Here is a 13,999-nt window from a genome sequence, read left to right on the forward strand (position 1 = left end):
CGCGACCGCCACGCTCCTAGCCTGCGTCTCGACCTTTTTCCTGCGAGGAGTCGAGCCCACATGACTGCGAAGGCTGCAAACGAAGACCTGCTGGCGCGTCGGCACGAGGCCGTCGTCAGAGGCGTGAGCTACGCGACGCCGCTGTTCGCCGACCGCGCCCTCAACAGCGAAGTCTGGGATGTCGAAGGCAAACGTTATGTCGACTTCGCCGGCGGCATCGCCGTGCTCAACACCGGCCATTGCCATCCGCATGTCGTGGCGGCGATCCGCGCCCAGCTCGACCGCTTCACCCACACCTGCTTCCAGGTGCTGCAATACGAGCCTTACGTTCGCTTGAGCGAGCGGCTGAATGCGCTGGCGCCGATCGCAGGCCCCGCCAAGTCGATCCTGCTCACGACCGGCGCCGAGGCGACCGAGAACGCCATCAAGATCGCGCGCGCCGCGACCGGGCGCAGCGGCATCATCGCCTTCACCGGCGCCTTCCATGGCCGCACCGCGCTCGCCAATGCGATGACCGGCAAGGTGATGCCCTACAAGAAGCCGTTCGGCCCGCCGCTGCCGGGCGTGTGGCACGCGCCGTTCCCGATCGCGGGCAGCAACGTCTCGGTCGAGGACACGCTGTCCTACATCAACTTCATCTTCAAGGCCGACATCGATGCCTCGCAGGTCGCGGCCATCATCATCGAGCCGGTGCAGGGCGAGGGCGGTTTCCACCAAGCGCCGCCGGAGCTGATGCGCGGCCTGCGCCGGATCTGCGATGCCAACGGCATCGTGCTGATCGCGGACGAGGTGCAGACCGGCTTCGGCCGCACCGGCAAGATGTTCGCGATGGAGCACTACGACGTGCAGCCCGACCTGATCTGTGTCGCCAAGAGCCTCGCCGGCGGCATGCCGCTGTCGGGCGTGATCGGCCGCGCCGCGATCATGGATGCGGCGGAGCCGGGCGGCCTCGGCGGCACCTATGGCGGCAATCCGCTGGCCTGCGCGGCCGCGCTCGCCGTGCTCGACGTGTTCGAGCAGGAGAAGCTACTCGACCGCGCCAACGCGATCGGCGACCGGCTGCGCGCCGCGATCGCGCGCTTCTCGCGCGCCAACAACCTGGTTCCGGTTTCCGAGCCGCGCGGTCCTGGCGCGATGGTTGCATTCGATATCCTGAAGCAACGCGGCAGCGACGAGCCGGATGCCGAGATGACCAGGCGCGTGACCCGTGTGGCGCACGAGAACGGACTCATTCTGCTATCCTGCGGCGTGACGGCGAGCACCATCCGCATCCTCGTGCCGTTGACGGCGTCGGACGCGATCGTGGATGAAGGGCTCGCGATCCTGGAGAAATGCCTGGCTGCCTGAGGCAGCCGGAGATGAATGGGAAGGCTGGAGGCTTTGCGTGACTGAAACTGCGGCGGCTGTGCCGAACGACGTGATGGAGCGGCTCGCCGCCGCTGTGGATGCCAACTTCAAGCAGCAGGTCGCCTTCCTGCAGCAACTGGTGCAGTTCCGCAGCCTGCGCGGCGAGGAAGCGCCGGTGCAGGAGTGGCTCGCGAAGGAGTTCGAAGCGCGCGGCTACAAGGTCGACCGCTTCAGCCTGGCCGATGTCGACCTGATGAAACATCCCAAGGCGGCGCCGATGGATACGATCCCGCTCGAGGGATCGAAGCAGGTGGTGGCGACGCTCGACGGCGAGGGCAAGGGCCGCAGCCTGATCCTGCAGGGACACATCGACGTCGTGCCGGAGGGGCCGACCGATCTGTGGAGCGATGCGCCTTACGAGGCGATCGTGCGCGACGGCTGGATGATCGGCCGCGGCGCGCAGGACATGAAGTCCGGCGTCTCCGCGATGATCTTCGCGCTCGACGCGATCAAGACGGCTGGCTTCGTGCCGGACGGGCGCATCCATCTGGAGACGGTCACGGAGGAGGAGAGCACCGGCAACGGCGCGCTCTCGACGTTGATGCGCGGCTACAGGGCTGACGCGTGCCTGATCCCCGAACCGACCGGCCACACGCTGACGCGGGCCCAGGTCGGCGCGATCTGGTTCCGGCTGCGCGTGCGCGGCACGCCGGTGCACGTTGCCTATGCCGAGACCGGCACCAACGCGATCCTGTCGGCGATGCATCTGATCCGCGCGTTCCAGGAGCACACCAGCGAGATCAACGCGCGCGCCACCTCGAATGCGTGGTTCTCGGGCGTGAAGAATCCGATCAAGTTCAACGTCGGCATCATCAAGGGCGGCGACTGGGCGAGCTCGACGCCGGCCTGGTGCGATCTCGATTGCCGCCTCGGCGTGTTGCCCGGCGAGACGCCCGCGCAGGCAATGGCCGGCATCGAGCGGTGCCTTGCCAAGGCGCAGGCGGCCGACAGCTTCCTGTCGGAGAATCCGGTCGAGCTGGTGTGGAGCGGCTTCCAGGCCGATCCCGCGGTGTGCGAGCCCGGCAGCGCCGCGGAAGCCGCGCTCGCCGAAGTGCATGCGCGCGTGTTCGAGCAGCCGCTCGACGTGCGGCTGTCCACCGCCGTCAACGACACCCGCTACTACTCCGTCGACTACGGCATCCCCGCGCTGTGCTACGGGCCCTACGGCATCGGGCCGCATGCGTTCGACGAGCGCGTCGATCTCGACAGCGTGCGCAAGACGACGCTCTCGATCGCGATGTTCGTTGCGCAATGGTGCGGGCTGCGCAAGGCATGATTACCGTCGCTTTGTTGAGCCGTCCCGGGCTGATGGATCCGATGAAGGCCGTGCTCGCCCGCGAACTGCCCGGCGTGACCGTCGCGTCGTGGCCGGAGCCGGCCGCGCGCGAGGCTGACATCGCGGTGTGCTGGAAGCCGGAAGCGGGTGCGCTCGCGTCGATGCCGAAGCTGAAACTGATCCACGCGATCGCGGCCGGCGTCGACAACATCCTGTCCGATCCGACGGTACCGGACCTGCCGCTGTGCCGGATCGTCGATCCCGACATCACCTCGGCCATGACCGAGTTCGTGCTGTGGAGCACGCTGTACTTTCATCGCGATTTCGATCGCGTGGTGAGCAATTCGCGCGACGGCGTGTGGCAGCGCTATGAGCAGCGCGCGGCACGGGACCGCAAGGTCGGCATCCTCGGGCTCGGCGAACTCGGCGCCGCGGCGGCGTCGCGTCTGGTCGAGCTCGGCTTCACCGTGAGTGCGTGGTCGCGCTCGCCTAAGACGATCGCGGGCGTGCGCGCCTATCACGGCGCCGATGCGCTCGATGCGTTCCTGAGCGAGACGGAGATTCTGGTCTCGCTGCTGCCGCTGACAGCCTCCACCATCGGCCTGCTCAATGCCGAACGTCTGAGCCGGCTGCCCAAGGGAGCCGCGCTCGTCCTGTGCAGCCGCGGCGAGCATCTCGTGGCTGATGATCTGGTGGCGCTGTTGCGCAGCGGCCATCTGCGCGGCGCAGTGCTCGACGTGTTCGAGCAGGAGCCGCTGCCGGCGGATCATCCGCTGTGGCGCGAGCCGGGCGTGCTGGTCACACCGCACATGGCGGCGATCGCCTCCTGGGAGACGATCGCGCTGCAGGTGGCTGAGAATGCGCGGCGGCTGCTGCGCGGCGAGCCGCTGCTCAACGTTGTCGATCGCGCCCGCGGCTACTGAGCCGCCGGCGTCGACCTATTCGAGCGTCTGCACCGGCGGCGCGACGGGACCGCGCGGCTCTGGCGCAGGCGGAGCCGCGGCTGCGGTGCGCGCCGGCGGAGCAGCCATCCGGGGCGCCGCCTGCTGCGGCTGCATCGGCTCGGTCATTGCAGCCTGGCTATCCCGCACCGGACGCCGGACCTGCTGCGAGCGCGCGGCGCGCGAGCGGCGGAAGCCCCAGGAGCGCGCGATCGACGGACCTGCGGTGTAGCCGACAACGGCGCCAGCAACTGCGCCAACGGGTCCGAACACCACCGCGCCCGACAATGCACCCAATGCGGCGTCCCCGCCGCGGTGCTCGTCGGCAACAGCCGTCGATGCCATCAAGGTGAGCGCCAGGGCCGAGGTGGCCAACAGTCTGGTCATTGAATGTCCCCTCCGTCGCAACGGCGACGAAATGGCGGACAAATGTGGCGAGAACAATGCGATGTGCGGCGCTCAACTCACCTCAAAGCGGCCGTATTGTCGCCGCTGTCACGACAAGCGCGCAGTGCCGCTCAATGCATCGCGCCGAGCACGTCCGTGAACGGCATGGCGATGATCTCCTCGCCGAGATCGTCGGAAATGTGCACGACCCATTCGCGCCAATCCTCATCGCTCTCCGAGGCGATGAGCGAATGCATCACGCGCTCGGCATGATCGCAGGCTTCGGCGAGGTCGAGCACCGCGGTTCCACGGCGATCGATGAGGAACTCATCGGGATTGGAGCAGTGAAAGAAGACCTGCGTCATGTCCGTCTCCTCAAATCGCCATCAGGCGAATCGCCTCACTGGCATAACAGCGCACGCATCCGCGCGAAATCGGATTGAGCACGTAAGGTAAATTACGGGAGGTAGCTTGTGCCGCTGGAACCCGTCGCGCAGTGACGCAGCTCACGGAACGCATCATGCCGGCGAGGGTTGTCGCCGAGATTTCCAATTCGCGAGAGGAGCCAGGCATGATGTCTGAAATCCAGATCCATGCGATCGCCCGGCAGATGCTCGAGATGCACGGTGCGGGCGCAGTGGCCCAGGCGGCCCAGAAGGCGCAGCAATGCGAGGGCAGCGGTGACACCGAGGAAGCCCGCGAGTGGCGCCATATCGTGGACGCGATGAAGATGATGCGCGGACCGCATCAGAGCTGACGGCGATTTCCGAAAATCAGCTGATGCAGGATGCTGCCCGGTCGATTCTGCCGAGCCGACGGCGGGGCGCGCTGCGGACCGTCAAGAGCTTGTGCGCCGTATCTCATCCTGGTTTCCGACCCAATTTCCACGCAAGAATCGGGCAACATGATTCGGCAGTCGATTCGCTGCCGACCAACGTTGCCGGCGCGCCCGCCGTGCAGGGATGATTGCCATGGTCTTCTTCAAGCGTGAGCTGAGCCCGGTCGAGATTTTCGAGCGCGCGCTGAAAGACAAGCAGGCGGCGCGGCAGCGGCTGACGGAACGCCTGCGCGTGGCCGAGCAGGCGCTGGAGGAAAAGCGCGTCGAGGCGGAGCGGCTGGCGAAGGCCGGCGCCAGCAATGGCCAGCTCGACCGCGCCGAAGCGAAGATGCAGTCCGTCGAGCAGAAGGCCAAGGCGCTGCGCGCGTCCGTGGCCGAATATGACGAGCAGATCATTCTCGCGGAGCGCGCGCTTGCGGAGGCGATCGCGCAGCGCGATCGCGACCGCGCGGCCAACGACATCGAGGCGGTGGTGTCCGCGATCGAGCAGGCCGTGCCGCGTTTCGAGATCGGCGCGGCGGCGCTGGTCGATGCGGTCACGCGCGGCCGCGCGGCGTTGAGCGAGGCCAGCCGCTTCGCCTCCGATGTCGACGACATCAGGCGCGAGGTGCTCTCGGCGGCCGAACTGATCTGCTGGGAGCTTCGCGCGGCGGCGACGCGCACACGCGCCGGCAACATCAACGTCGCCCTGCTGGCGCCGCCCGAGACGAGGCAACTGCCGGCGCCGGAGACCGACCGCCAGATGATCTACACGCTCAGCCCGCTGACCTGGAAGGAGGGCGAGGAGGTGAAGCGCGTCGCGGCCTACACGATGACGGCGCTGCCCAAGGCGCTCCTGCCGCTGGCGCTCGCGCATCAGCATGTCGACTATCTCAATGCGCGGCGGGTGCAGACGCTGATGCATGTGCATGGTGGCGGCCAACAGCAGAGCGAGCCTGCGGCGGACGATCCGGCGCTCGTCGACCTCGATGTGCTGGCTGCGCCGGCCGAGGAAAGCCCCCGCGCGGACGTCGCCTGAGTGGAGGCGCGCCCGATGCAACTGCAATCGGTGCTTGTGCCGTCGCCGCCGGCCCGAGGCCTGAAACGTGTCGGTGCGCGGGGCCCGGGGTGATCCGGATCAGCACCGCAGCGCCGCGAACATGAGCTGCTCAGGTGTGGCGGACAAGCAATCTTGCCCGCAAATTCCCGGTCCTCGTCATCCGGATGTGGCCGACCCCTGCGACCTGGGCTATGCTCGCCGACATCAGCGGACGGGACGCCGCGATGTCGTGAGCTGACGTCGGTGCCGTAGCGGCCGCAGTGCCATGCTGAGCCGCGCTTTCGTGATTTGTGTTTTCGGGCGTTGCGTCTTTCATAGTTGTGTTTGGGCTGTCTGAGGCGGGGGCAGCAACGATGATCACCTTACCGGAGCTGGCGGCAGAGGCGTTGGAGCGGTTTCTCAGCTCCTACATGCGCCGTCGTTTTGGCTCCTCGGAAACGCAACTGGCCGAGATCCTGCCGGGCGCCGCACGCGTCGCGCTGGAATGCATCGGCAACAGCGACGCGCTCTACCACAATGTCGAGCACACGCTGTTGGTCACGCTCGCCGGTCACGAGATCATGCGCGGACGGGCGCTGCACACGCACATGACGGCCGACGACTATGTGCATGTCATCATGGCCTGCCTGCTGCACGATATCGGCTATGTCCGCGGCCTGTTCAGGGAGGATGATTCAGACGGGTTCATCGTCGATCGCGGCGGCCGCAAGATCTGCCTGCCGCGCGGGTCGTCCGACGCCAGCCTGATGCCGTACCACGTCGATCGCTCCAAGCTCTATGTGATCAACCGTATCGAGGGCATGGCGCCGCTCGACAAGGACCGCATCGCGCGTGCGATCGAAGGCACGCGCTTTCCGCCGCTCGCCGGCCAGCAGTTCGACGAGGAGCAGTCGATCGTACGCGCCGCCGACCTGATCGGACAGCTCGGCGATCCCAACTACATCCGCAAGGCCAACGCCCTGTACCACGAGTTCGAAGAGGTCGGCATCAACCGGCAGCTCGGCTACGAGTCGCCGGCCGACATCGTCAACCGCTATCCGCAGTTTTATTGGAACAGCGTCGCGCCGCACATCCAGACCGAGATCCGATATCTCAACATGACCTCGACAGGACGGCAGTGGATCGCCAACCTCTACGCCAACGTGTTCCGCGCCGAGCGCGACATCTCACTCTCAGGCCCGCAGAGCTGACAGCGCGGCGCGATCTAGCGCCGGCCGCCGACCTCGTCGATATGCTCGAGCAGGTCGGCGGGATCCTCGTAGACGCGGATGGCGCCGGACTGGCGCAACTCCTCCGAACCATACCCGCCGCTCAGCAGGCCGACGCCGAGCGCGCGGCAGCGCGTTGCGGCAAGCATGTCCCAGATGCTGTCGCCGACCACCACGGCACGCTCGATCGGCGCGTTCAGGCGGGCGGCCGCGGCGAGAAACAGGTCGGGATCGGGCTTGGCGTAGCGGACCTCGTCGCGCGTGATGACCGGGCTCTGCCCAGGATCGACCCCGAGCGCGGCGAGATTGACGGACGCCGTTTCCATCCGGCCGCTGGTTGCGATCGCCCAGGGAATGCCGGCGTCGGTCAGGAAGGCGAGCAGCTCGCGGGCGCCGGGCAGCGGACGCACCTGACCGCCGAGCTTCCGGTAGGCGTCCGCATGCGCCTGCCGCAGCCGCTCGATCCGATCGGGTTCGATGGCGAAGCCGGTTTCGCGCAGCAACTGGTTGGTAAACAGGCCGCCGCTCATGCCGATCTTGCGATGGATGCGCCAGACCGAGAGCTCGATGTTCTCTGCATCGAGCGCCGTCTTCCAGGCGAGCACGTGCTGATAGACGCTGTCGACCAGCGTGCCATCGAGGTCGAACAGGAAGGCCGTCTCGAGGCGCATGGGTCTTTCTCCGGGCGGACATGAGGAGGGCCGCTGCGAGCCAAGCGGCAGCGGCCGTCATCGGTTCCTGTCAGCCCACATCAGCCCTTGGGTCGGATGAAACCGGCCAGCGTCTTCTTGTGCTCCTCGCACCAGTTCGTCATGCCGAGGCGGCGCTGATCCATGTCGATGGCCTGCGTGGCGACGGCGACCTCGGCCATCAGGTCATCGTCCTGCTTCTCGCCCATCTTGCCGCCGGTGTGCATGTAGGCGATGGCCTTGCGGACCTTTTCGGTCGTGCCGTCGGGCAGGTGCATGTCCTGCGCCTTCTGCACGAGGTCCTGATAGACGACATCGATCCCGGGACATTCGACCTTGGTGGCGAACGCCTCCAGCACCATGGTCGTGTAGGTATGGCGCGGCTCGGCGCGAGCTGAAGCCGTCGCCGCCAGCATTGCCGCGATGATCAAAGTGCAACGCACACCATTTCGCATACCCTGGCATCCTCCCATTTGTTTTCAGGGAGGCTAGCCTGCGGGTCTGCCAGGAGCAAGTTTCAGCGCGCTGCAACAGGCGCGATTTGATCGGCCGCGAACCGGACGAACGACCAGTTACTTGTTCAGCCGTCGTTCCTGCTCCTTGAGCAGGACCTCCAGTTCCTCGCTCTGTTGCGCGAGGCGGTCGGCATTGCGTTCCTCATCGGCGGCGCCCGACTGCGACGCGGCCTGCTCGGTGATCTGTCGGATGTTGTCCCGCAGGATCGCGATGCGGTCTGCGAGGTCGGAGGCGGACAGGCTGGTCGGATCGGTCAGGCTCATGAGTTCCTCGGCAATGCGCATGTCAGGCGCAATGGCTTAGCTCCAAAAGCCTCGTGGCCACAAGTTCCGTTGATCTCCGTAGGTGGGCTCGGGCAAGCGATGTTCCGGGCCAGAATTCACCCAGGGCCGCCCGGGTCAGCGCACCGGCATCGGCGGACGCACCACGGGCTGGTCCGGGTCCTGTGCCGGAGCGGACGGCAGCGCCATCGGAGCCGGCGGCGGTGGAACCATGCTGGCCGTGGACGGCGCCGCGGGACGGGGCCGGTGCGGCACTGCGGCCGCTGGCTGGGCCGGCGTCACGGCCGCTGTCGCCGGGCGCGGGGCAGGGCGCGGCCGGATGGCCTGCTCGATCACGCGCTGGTCGAACGGCCTCGCTTCCGCCGTCCGTTCGCTCGGGCGGTCGGCCGGCTTGGCCTCGGCGACCCGGGCCATGTCGCGGACCATCTGCTCCTGGCCGGCCTTCAACTGCGCCAGACTCGATTTCAGCTCGCTGATCTGCTGGTTCAGGGCGGCAAGGTCGTTGGCCATCGACTGCAGCAGCTGCGCCTGGTCCTGGCCGCCGGTCGGGCCGATCGCGCCCGTCGTCGCATGGTCCTGCGCCGGTGCCGCGGCAACGGTCTCCTGCGGCGACGTTGCCGCCGGCGTCGCGGAGCCATCCCTGTCGGCATTCGACACCAGCGAGATCCGCGGCATCCAATGCGCGATCATCTCCTGGGCCTGATCTCCATAGCTCTGCCAGGCGGCGGCCGCGACGGCGCTGCCGACCGCGAACAGCACGGCGAGAACGGTGCGGACGACCCACGTTGCCAGCGTGCTCCGTTCTCGAGATGCGGCGGGATTGCTGCTGGCCTGCGCGCGGAATTCAGGATCGATCTTGGGAAGAGGAACGTCCGGCGGCCGTTGCGCGCTGCGGCGCTCGCCTTCGACGGTTGCGCGATCCGCGCGCGCGGCCAGCACGATATCGGGATCGATCATCGCGTGAGGCTGCTGATCGCTGTCTTTCGTGGTCGTCGTTGCAAGCATTGACGCTCCGTCCTCCGTTGTCGTCCGCCTCGGCGGCGGCGCTCGGCTCTGTCCCGATGGTCGTCGTACCAACACGTCGTCGTACTAACGCTGTCGTACCAACGCTTCATCGTCCTGCGCCCGACGGCCACGCGGCACATGACGCTGACGTCATGCGACGCTCGGCCGATCGGCCGCATCCGCACAGAACCTGGATACCGGTTGTCCCTCGTGCTCACACTCTTGCGTGAGCACGGCGATCGTAGTTGCTGGCTAAGCCGGATGCCTCGGAACGTCCCATCATCATTCCGCGGCCTCGAGGCTCGGCGAATTCACTGTTTTGCGCCGCGCTCAGCCGTATCAGCCCAAACCTGGGCGAAGACAAGGCGGTTGCGCGATGCCAGCGGCCTCTACCTCAGGCCGCAGGCTTGAAGCATAGCCCGAATGAACGGCGAAGGCTATGCCGATGGCGCGGGGCTGCTGGAACCTGACCGGCCATTACTGCCGACTGTCGGAGCCATACGGGCTCGCAAGAGGCGCGTTCAGCGCTTCAGGATGTCGGCGGCCGGCAGCCGAATCTCGCAGCGCAGCCCGTTCGGTTCGAAGCGTCGATCGACATGCGCGCCAAGATCGTAGGGAAGCATCTGCTCCAGCAATATCGTCCCAAAGCCCGACCGTGACGAGTCGAGCGGGCGGCCCGACAGGCCGGTCTCCTTCCACGTGATCACCACCCAGTGGTCCGCATCGCTTTCGTCGAGGCGCCATTCGATCCTGATGAAGCCGCGCGGCACGGTCAGCGCGCCGTATTTCAAGGCGTTGGTCGCCAGCTCGTGGATGGCGAGCCCGATGCTCTCGGCCGCCTTGGCGTTGATCCGCACCGGCGGGCCGGACAGCGAAATCTGCCGGTCCTCGCGCGCGGCGCCCGCACGCAGCTCATCGGCGATCAGCTCAGCGAGATCGAAGCCGGCGAGCGGGTCGCGGGTGACGACGGTCTGGACGCGCGACAGCGCCGCGATCCGCCCCTCGAGATGACTGGCGAAATCCTCGACATTGTCACTCGAATCTCCGGTCCGCCGGATGATCGAGCGGATCACGGCGAGCAGGTTGCGGACGCGGTGCTGCAGCTCGGCGCGCAGCAATTTCTCGTCCTCGGCCGCCGAGACCAGCGCCGTGATGTCCTGGGTGATGCCGCCGATTCGCTGCACGCGGCCGGCGTGATCGACCATGGGAAAACTCCGGATGCGCAGCCAACGCGCGGCGCCATCCGTCCGCCTGATGACGCGGAAGTCGACGCTGTCACGCTCCCCTTGCCTAACGCGCTCGAGGCCTTCCATGACGCGCGGCCGGTCGTCCTGCTGCATCAGGTCGAGCCAGGATGTGAGGTGGTCGCCTTGCAGCACGGCATCGCGAGGGACGCCATAGATCGCCTCGAAGGCTGGGCTCAGATATTCCCATTGCAGGCTGTCGGCGTTTCGGATCCACACCACGTCCGAGGACGCCTCGCCGAACTGGCGAAAGCGCGCCTCGCTGTCGCGCAGGGCGGCTTCGGTGCGCTTGCGGTCGTCGATGTTCATCGCGAGCTCGACGAGCGTGCCGTCGCCGAGATCGCGGCCGGCAAACATCATCCAGGACCGCTCGCCATTCTTGCGGAAGTATTCCTTCTCATAGGGACCGATCCGGCCGGTCTGTCGCAACAGCTCGACCTGGGCGGCGGACCGCTCGATCCATTCCGGCGGCGTCAGGACCTGCCATGTCAGCTGGCGGCTCGCCACGTCCTGACGGGAATAGCCGGTCATGTCCAGGAACGCGTCGTTGGCATCGATCAGGGTGCCCTCGGCATGATCGAAGAACAGCACGCCGACCGAGTCGATCTCCAGCAGGCGCTGCAGCCGGTGATCGCTGGCGTGGCTGCCGTTCGGCCCGGAGGCGGCGGGACGCGAGTCCGCGGCCGCTGCAAGCTCTTCGAGGCGCAGGCTCTCGGCAAGTTCGGGTGCGGCCTGGAGCAGGGCCTGAATGTCGGGGTCGATCCTGAGGTCTGGGTGCATGTCGGCCCAGAACTGCGCCATCCGCAAATAGGTGAGCAGGGCGGCGAGCAGCTCGAAACGGTCGCTGCCCAAGACGCGGCGGAGGATGCAGCGCGCCCGGTCCGCAGCGTCCCCCTGCATGAACAGCGCCGCTGCCGCGTCGAACAGGTCGGCCTCTCCATTGCTGTCGGGCGCGGGAATATCCAGCGGTGCCGGGCTGGCTTCGAGCCGGTCCAACGACGCCCCGATACGCACTGGGTCGGCCAGGGGGCGCGTCAGCAACGGCCGGGCGCGCGCGATCGCCTCCGGATCGTACGCATGGGCGCCTTCAGGGTGTCCCTGTCCGATCAAAAAACCGAAATGCCTGGCCAGGCAATAGGGCGAGCGGCCAAGACGGGACAGGTGGACCGCCAGACGCGCCTTGAACAGGTCCGGAAGGGGAGCATCGAGATAGGCCGATTTTGCGAACTGCCATAGCTGCCGGGTGCTGTCCGGTGCGGGTGGGGCGGGTCTGAACAGGTTGGGCACCAGGCCGAGGCGCTGCACGATCTCCTGCTCGAAGCTGCCGTCAACCATCCGCTGTTCGACCATCGCCGTTTCCCCGGCAGAGTGCCCGAGCCGGTCAGCACTGCGCAATCCGTCTTGCCGAGCGTGCCGACCGTCTCATTCATTCGCGTCGAGTTGACGACCTTCGCGCTCCAAATGCAAATAATTCGCGTTGAACAGGCCGGCGCTCATCAGGCGCTCGAGGTCGGGGAGTACCAGCATCTTGCCCTTGAGCACGATCAGGTTGCTCGCCCGCAGCTCCTGGAGCGTGCGGTTGACGTGCACCTTGGAAAGCCCGGTCGCCTCGGCGAGATCGGCCTGGGTGAGCGGGAAGCTGCAGCTGTTGGCGTCAGCGAGACCGGCGAGACGGAGCCGGAAGTACAGCTCGCACAACAGATGCGCCATCCGCTCGGACGCCGTACGCTGCCCGAGATTCATGGTCCATTCGCGCTGAATCGCGGCATTGACCAGCGTCTCCCACCAGAAGGCCGTGGCGATCCGCGGATAACCGGCGCTGATCTCGTCGAAGAATTCGCGCGGCAGATCGGCGATCGAGACCGAGGTGATCGTGCCGATCGAGTGATCCATCTCGCGCAGGATGAAGATGTTGAGATCGCAGATGTCGCCGGGAAGGAAGAAAGACACGATCTGGCGGCGGCCGTCCTCGAGCTGCTTGTAGCGGCAGGCCCAGCCGTTGAGGATCAGATGGACGTCCTTGGGCTTCTCGCCCTCGCGGGCAATGTCCGTCCGCGGCGCGAAAGTCCTCACCCGCTGCGCCGCGGCGCGGTTGAGCATCAGGCGGTCGGCCGCCGAAAGGCGGACGAAATTCTCGAGCTTACGGACGAGATGACTCAAGGAGCGGTTCCCCCAATTGGGCTTATAGGGGTTCCAGGACGTCTTGCTTCAATAACCTATGTTAGCACGGCGACACATTGAAGCTGCATCTTTCTCGATGAGCGATGGAACCATTGAGAAGGAGCGGCACAACGAACTCATCAGCGGAGCGGAACGGCAACGATATCGGCCGCAGGTGAACTGGCGTCGCACTAATGAGAAGGGCAATCAATCCGGGTACAACCAGCGAGCCGATGTTCCGACAATGGCTCGCTGGCCCGAAGATCTCATGCAATCCGCAATGGGTTTGACAAACAATCACTGAAACAGGTCGCGCTCGTCTGGCAAAGCATCGCCTGATCCGTGCCCGCTGGCGGCCGCGCGGCGCGAAGCGCGGGTGGTGAGCGCTGGACCGCGAGGGACCAGCGCTCGTTCGGTCGGCCCGGACGATCCGAGCAGGGCGCGCCGTTTCACACCGGCGCGACGTCGTTCACTTGGCCTTGTCGAGATTCTGCGCCATGTCGAGATGGTGTTGCAGGGCCGGGAGAGTCTTGCCAGCCCAGTCCTTCAAGGCGGGATTTTCGCCGCCCTTGGCATAGCGCTCGAACAGCGACACCGCGTCCTTGTGGGCGCTGACCTGCATGTCGGAGAAGTCGTCGCTGAACTCCTTGCCGTTGGCGGCCTTCAACTTGTCCAGCTTGCTCTGATGCGCGCTGTCGAGCGCCGTCGGCAATGTCGCCTTGACCTTGCCGCTTTCGACCATGCTCTTCAGCTCGCTGGAGGTCTTGGTATGGTCCTTGACCATCTGCGCGGCGAAGGTCTTTTCCTGCGCGTTGCCTTTCTGCTCGCCGAGCTGATTCGATTGCAGTTCGAACATGTCGCTGATGGCGACCTGCTTGACGAAGTCCTCCGTGCTCGGCGCGATGCCGAGCGCCGAATTGACGCCGGTCTTCTCTCCGACGGATTGAGCAAGGGCAGGGCCCGCCAGCATCAGGCAGCCGAGCGCAATGAGCGTGCGTCTCATGAATC

General features: G+C 66.5%; 15 protein-coding genes. 6 read left to right on the forward strand and 9 right to left on the reverse strand.

The window, feature by feature from the left end; all coding sequences use genetic code 11:
• Positions 1-60: 60 nt before the first annotated feature.
• From gabT to ACQR1L_RS28935, 3 genes are read left to right on the forward strand one after another with little or no spacing between them, the layout of a single operon-like run.
• The gene (gene gabT, locus ACQR1L_RS28925) at positions 61-1,347 is read left to right on the forward strand and encodes a 4-aminobutyrate--2-oxoglutarate transaminase (RefSeq protein WP_434861321.1); all 1,287 of its coding nucleotides are present in this window, start codon (positions 61-63) and stop codon (positions 1,345-1,347) included.
• Between the two features lie 37 nt (positions 1,348-1,384).
• The gene (locus ACQR1L_RS28930) at positions 1,385-2,683 is read left to right on the forward strand and encodes an ArgE/DapE family deacylase (protein WP_434861322.1); all 1,299 of its coding nucleotides are present in this window, start codon (positions 1,385-1,387) and stop codon (positions 2,681-2,683) included.
• The gene (locus ACQR1L_RS28935; RefSeq protein ID WP_434861323.1) at positions 2,680-3,606 is read left to right on the forward strand and encodes a 2-hydroxyacid dehydrogenase; all 927 of its coding nucleotides are present in this window, start codon (positions 2,680-2,682) and stop codon (positions 3,604-3,606) included. The genes ACQR1L_RS28930 and ACQR1L_RS28935 overlap by 4 nt, the downstream gene beginning before the upstream one ends.
• 15 nt (positions 3,607-3,621) lie before the next feature.
• On the opposite strand, the gene ACQR1L_RS28940 is transcribed toward ACQR1L_RS28935, so the two are convergent.
• Positions 3,622-4,011: a hypothetical protein gene (locus tag ACQR1L_RS28940; RefSeq protein ID WP_434861324.1), complete on the reverse strand. Its 390-nt coding sequence runs from the start codon at positions 4,009-4,011 to the stop codon at positions 3,622-3,624.
• A 131-nt stretch (positions 4,012-4,142) separates the two neighbouring features.
• On the reverse strand, positions 4,143-4,376 hold the full coding sequence (locus ACQR1L_RS28945) for a DUF6894 family protein (protein ID WP_434861325.1): 234 nt from the start codon (positions 4,374-4,376) through the stop codon (positions 4,143-4,145).
• Between the two features lie 209 nt (positions 4,377-4,585).
• On the opposite strand from ACQR1L_RS28945, the gene ACQR1L_RS28950 reads away from it, so the two are divergent.
• From ACQR1L_RS28950 to ACQR1L_RS28960, 3 genes are all read left to right on the forward strand, one after another.
• The gene (locus ACQR1L_RS28950; protein WP_434861353.1) at positions 4,586-4,768 is read left to right on the forward strand and encodes a hypothetical protein; all 183 of its coding nucleotides are present in this window, start codon (positions 4,586-4,588) and stop codon (positions 4,766-4,768) included.
• A gap of 214 nt (positions 4,769-4,982) precedes the next feature.
• A complete protein-coding gene (locus ACQR1L_RS28955) occupies positions 4,983-5,867 on the forward strand; it encodes a hypothetical protein (RefSeq protein WP_434861326.1) in 885 nt (294 codons plus the stop codon).
• A gap of 374 nt (positions 5,868-6,241) precedes the next feature.
• A complete protein-coding gene (locus ACQR1L_RS28960; RefSeq protein WP_434861327.1) occupies positions 6,242-7,078 on the forward strand; it encodes an HD domain-containing protein in 837 nt (278 codons plus the stop codon).
• A gap of 14 nt (positions 7,079-7,092) precedes the next feature.
• Here the strand turns inward: ACQR1L_RS28960 and ACQR1L_RS28965 are convergent, their stop codons facing one another.
• The 7 genes from ACQR1L_RS28965 to ACQR1L_RS28995 all read right to left on the reverse strand — a co-directional run bounded on the left by ACQR1L_RS28965 (position 7,093) and on the right by ACQR1L_RS28995 (position 13,994).
• Positions 7,093-7,767, reverse strand: a complete 675-nt coding sequence (locus ACQR1L_RS28965) for an HAD family hydrolase (RefSeq protein WP_434861328.1) — start codon at positions 7,765-7,767, stop codon at positions 7,093-7,095.
• A gap of 80 nt (positions 7,768-7,847) precedes the next feature.
• Complete coding sequence (locus ACQR1L_RS28970) at positions 7,848-8,240, reverse strand: hypothetical protein (RefSeq protein WP_434861329.1); 393 nt, start codon at positions 8,238-8,240, stop codon at positions 7,848-7,850.
• Positions 8,241-8,357: 117 nt separating this feature from the next.
• Complete coding sequence (locus ACQR1L_RS28975; protein WP_434861354.1) at positions 8,358-8,564, reverse strand: hypothetical protein; 207 nt, start codon at positions 8,562-8,564, stop codon at positions 8,358-8,360.
• Between the two features lie 135 nt (positions 8,565-8,699).
• Positions 8,700-9,587 carry a hypothetical protein gene (locus ACQR1L_RS28980; RefSeq protein ID WP_434861330.1) on the reverse strand — a complete coding sequence of 296 codons (888 nt, stop codon included), beginning with the start codon at positions 9,585-9,587 and terminating at the stop codon, positions 8,700-8,702.
• A gap of 521 nt (positions 9,588-10,108) precedes the next feature.
• Positions 10,109-12,181 (reverse strand): sensor histidine kinase, encoded by a 2,073-nt coding sequence (locus ACQR1L_RS28985; protein ID WP_434861331.1) that lies wholly within the window; start codon positions 12,179-12,181, stop codon positions 10,109-10,111.
• Between the two features lie 72 nt (positions 12,182-12,253).
• Positions 12,254-12,991: a Crp/Fnr family transcriptional regulator gene (locus ACQR1L_RS28990; RefSeq protein WP_434861332.1), complete on the reverse strand. Its 738-nt coding sequence runs from the start codon at positions 12,989-12,991 to the stop codon at positions 12,254-12,256.
• 469 nt (positions 12,992-13,460) lie between these two features.
• Positions 13,461-13,994, reverse strand: a complete 534-nt coding sequence (locus tag ACQR1L_RS28995; RefSeq protein WP_434861333.1) for a DUF4142 domain-containing protein — start codon at positions 13,992-13,994, stop codon at positions 13,461-13,463.
• Positions 13,995-13,999 lie beyond the last annotated feature (5 nt).

The organism is Bradyrhizobium sp. HKCCYLR20261, from assembly GCF_051168435.1.
Lineage (GTDB): Bacteria > Pseudomonadota > Alphaproteobacteria > Rhizobiales > Xanthobacteraceae > Bradyrhizobium.

What these genes read in the sequence shown, in the direction of transcription:
- gabT (WP_434861321.1), top strand. Translation starts at nt 61, where the DNA reads ATGACTGCGAAGGCTGCAAACGAAGACCTGCTGGCGCGTCGGCACGAG.
- ACQR1L_RS28935 (WP_434861323.1), top strand. Translation starts at nt 2,680, where the DNA reads ATGATTACCGTCGCTTTGTTGAGCCGTCCCGGGCTGATGGATCCGATG.
- ACQR1L_RS28940 (WP_434861324.1), bottom strand. Translation starts at nt 4,011, where the DNA reads ATGACCAGACTGTTGGCCACCTCGGCCCTGGCGCTCACCTTGATGGCA.
- ACQR1L_RS28945 (WP_434861325.1), bottom strand. Translation starts at nt 4,376, where the DNA reads ATGACGCAGGTCTTCTTTCACTGCTCCAATCCCGATGAGTTCCTCATC.
- ACQR1L_RS28950 (WP_434861353.1), top strand. Translation starts at nt 4,586, where the DNA reads ATGTCTGAAATCCAGATCCATGCGATCGCCCGGCAGATGCTCGAGATG.
- ACQR1L_RS28955 (WP_434861326.1), top strand. Translation starts at nt 4,983, where the DNA reads ATGGTCTTCTTCAAGCGTGAGCTGAGCCCGGTCGAGATTTTCGAGCGC.
- ACQR1L_RS28960 (WP_434861327.1), top strand. Translation starts at nt 6,242, where the DNA reads ATGATCACCTTACCGGAGCTGGCGGCAGAGGCGTTGGAGCGGTTTCTC.
- ACQR1L_RS28965 (WP_434861328.1), bottom strand. Translation starts at nt 7,767, where the DNA reads ATGCGCCTCGAGACGGCCTTCCTGTTCGACCTCGATGGCACGCTGGTC.
- ACQR1L_RS28970 (WP_434861329.1), bottom strand. Translation starts at nt 8,240, where the DNA reads ATGCGAAATGGTGTGCGTTGCACTTTGATCATCGCGGCAATGCTGGCG.
- ACQR1L_RS28975 (WP_434861354.1), bottom strand. Translation starts at nt 8,564, where the DNA reads ATGAGCCTGACCGATCCGACCAGCCTGTCCGCCTCCGACCTCGCAGAC.
- ACQR1L_RS28980 (WP_434861330.1), bottom strand. Translation starts at nt 9,587, where the DNA reads ATGCTTGCAACGACGACCACGAAAGACAGCGATCAGCAGCCTCACGCG.
- ACQR1L_RS28985 (WP_434861331.1), bottom strand. Translation starts at nt 12,181, where the DNA reads ATGGTCGAACAGCGGATGGTTGACGGCAGCTTCGAGCAGGAGATCGTG.
- ACQR1L_RS28995 (WP_434861333.1), bottom strand. Translation starts at nt 13,994, where the DNA reads ATGAGACGCACGCTCATTGCGCTCGGCTGCCTGATGCTGGCGGGCCCT.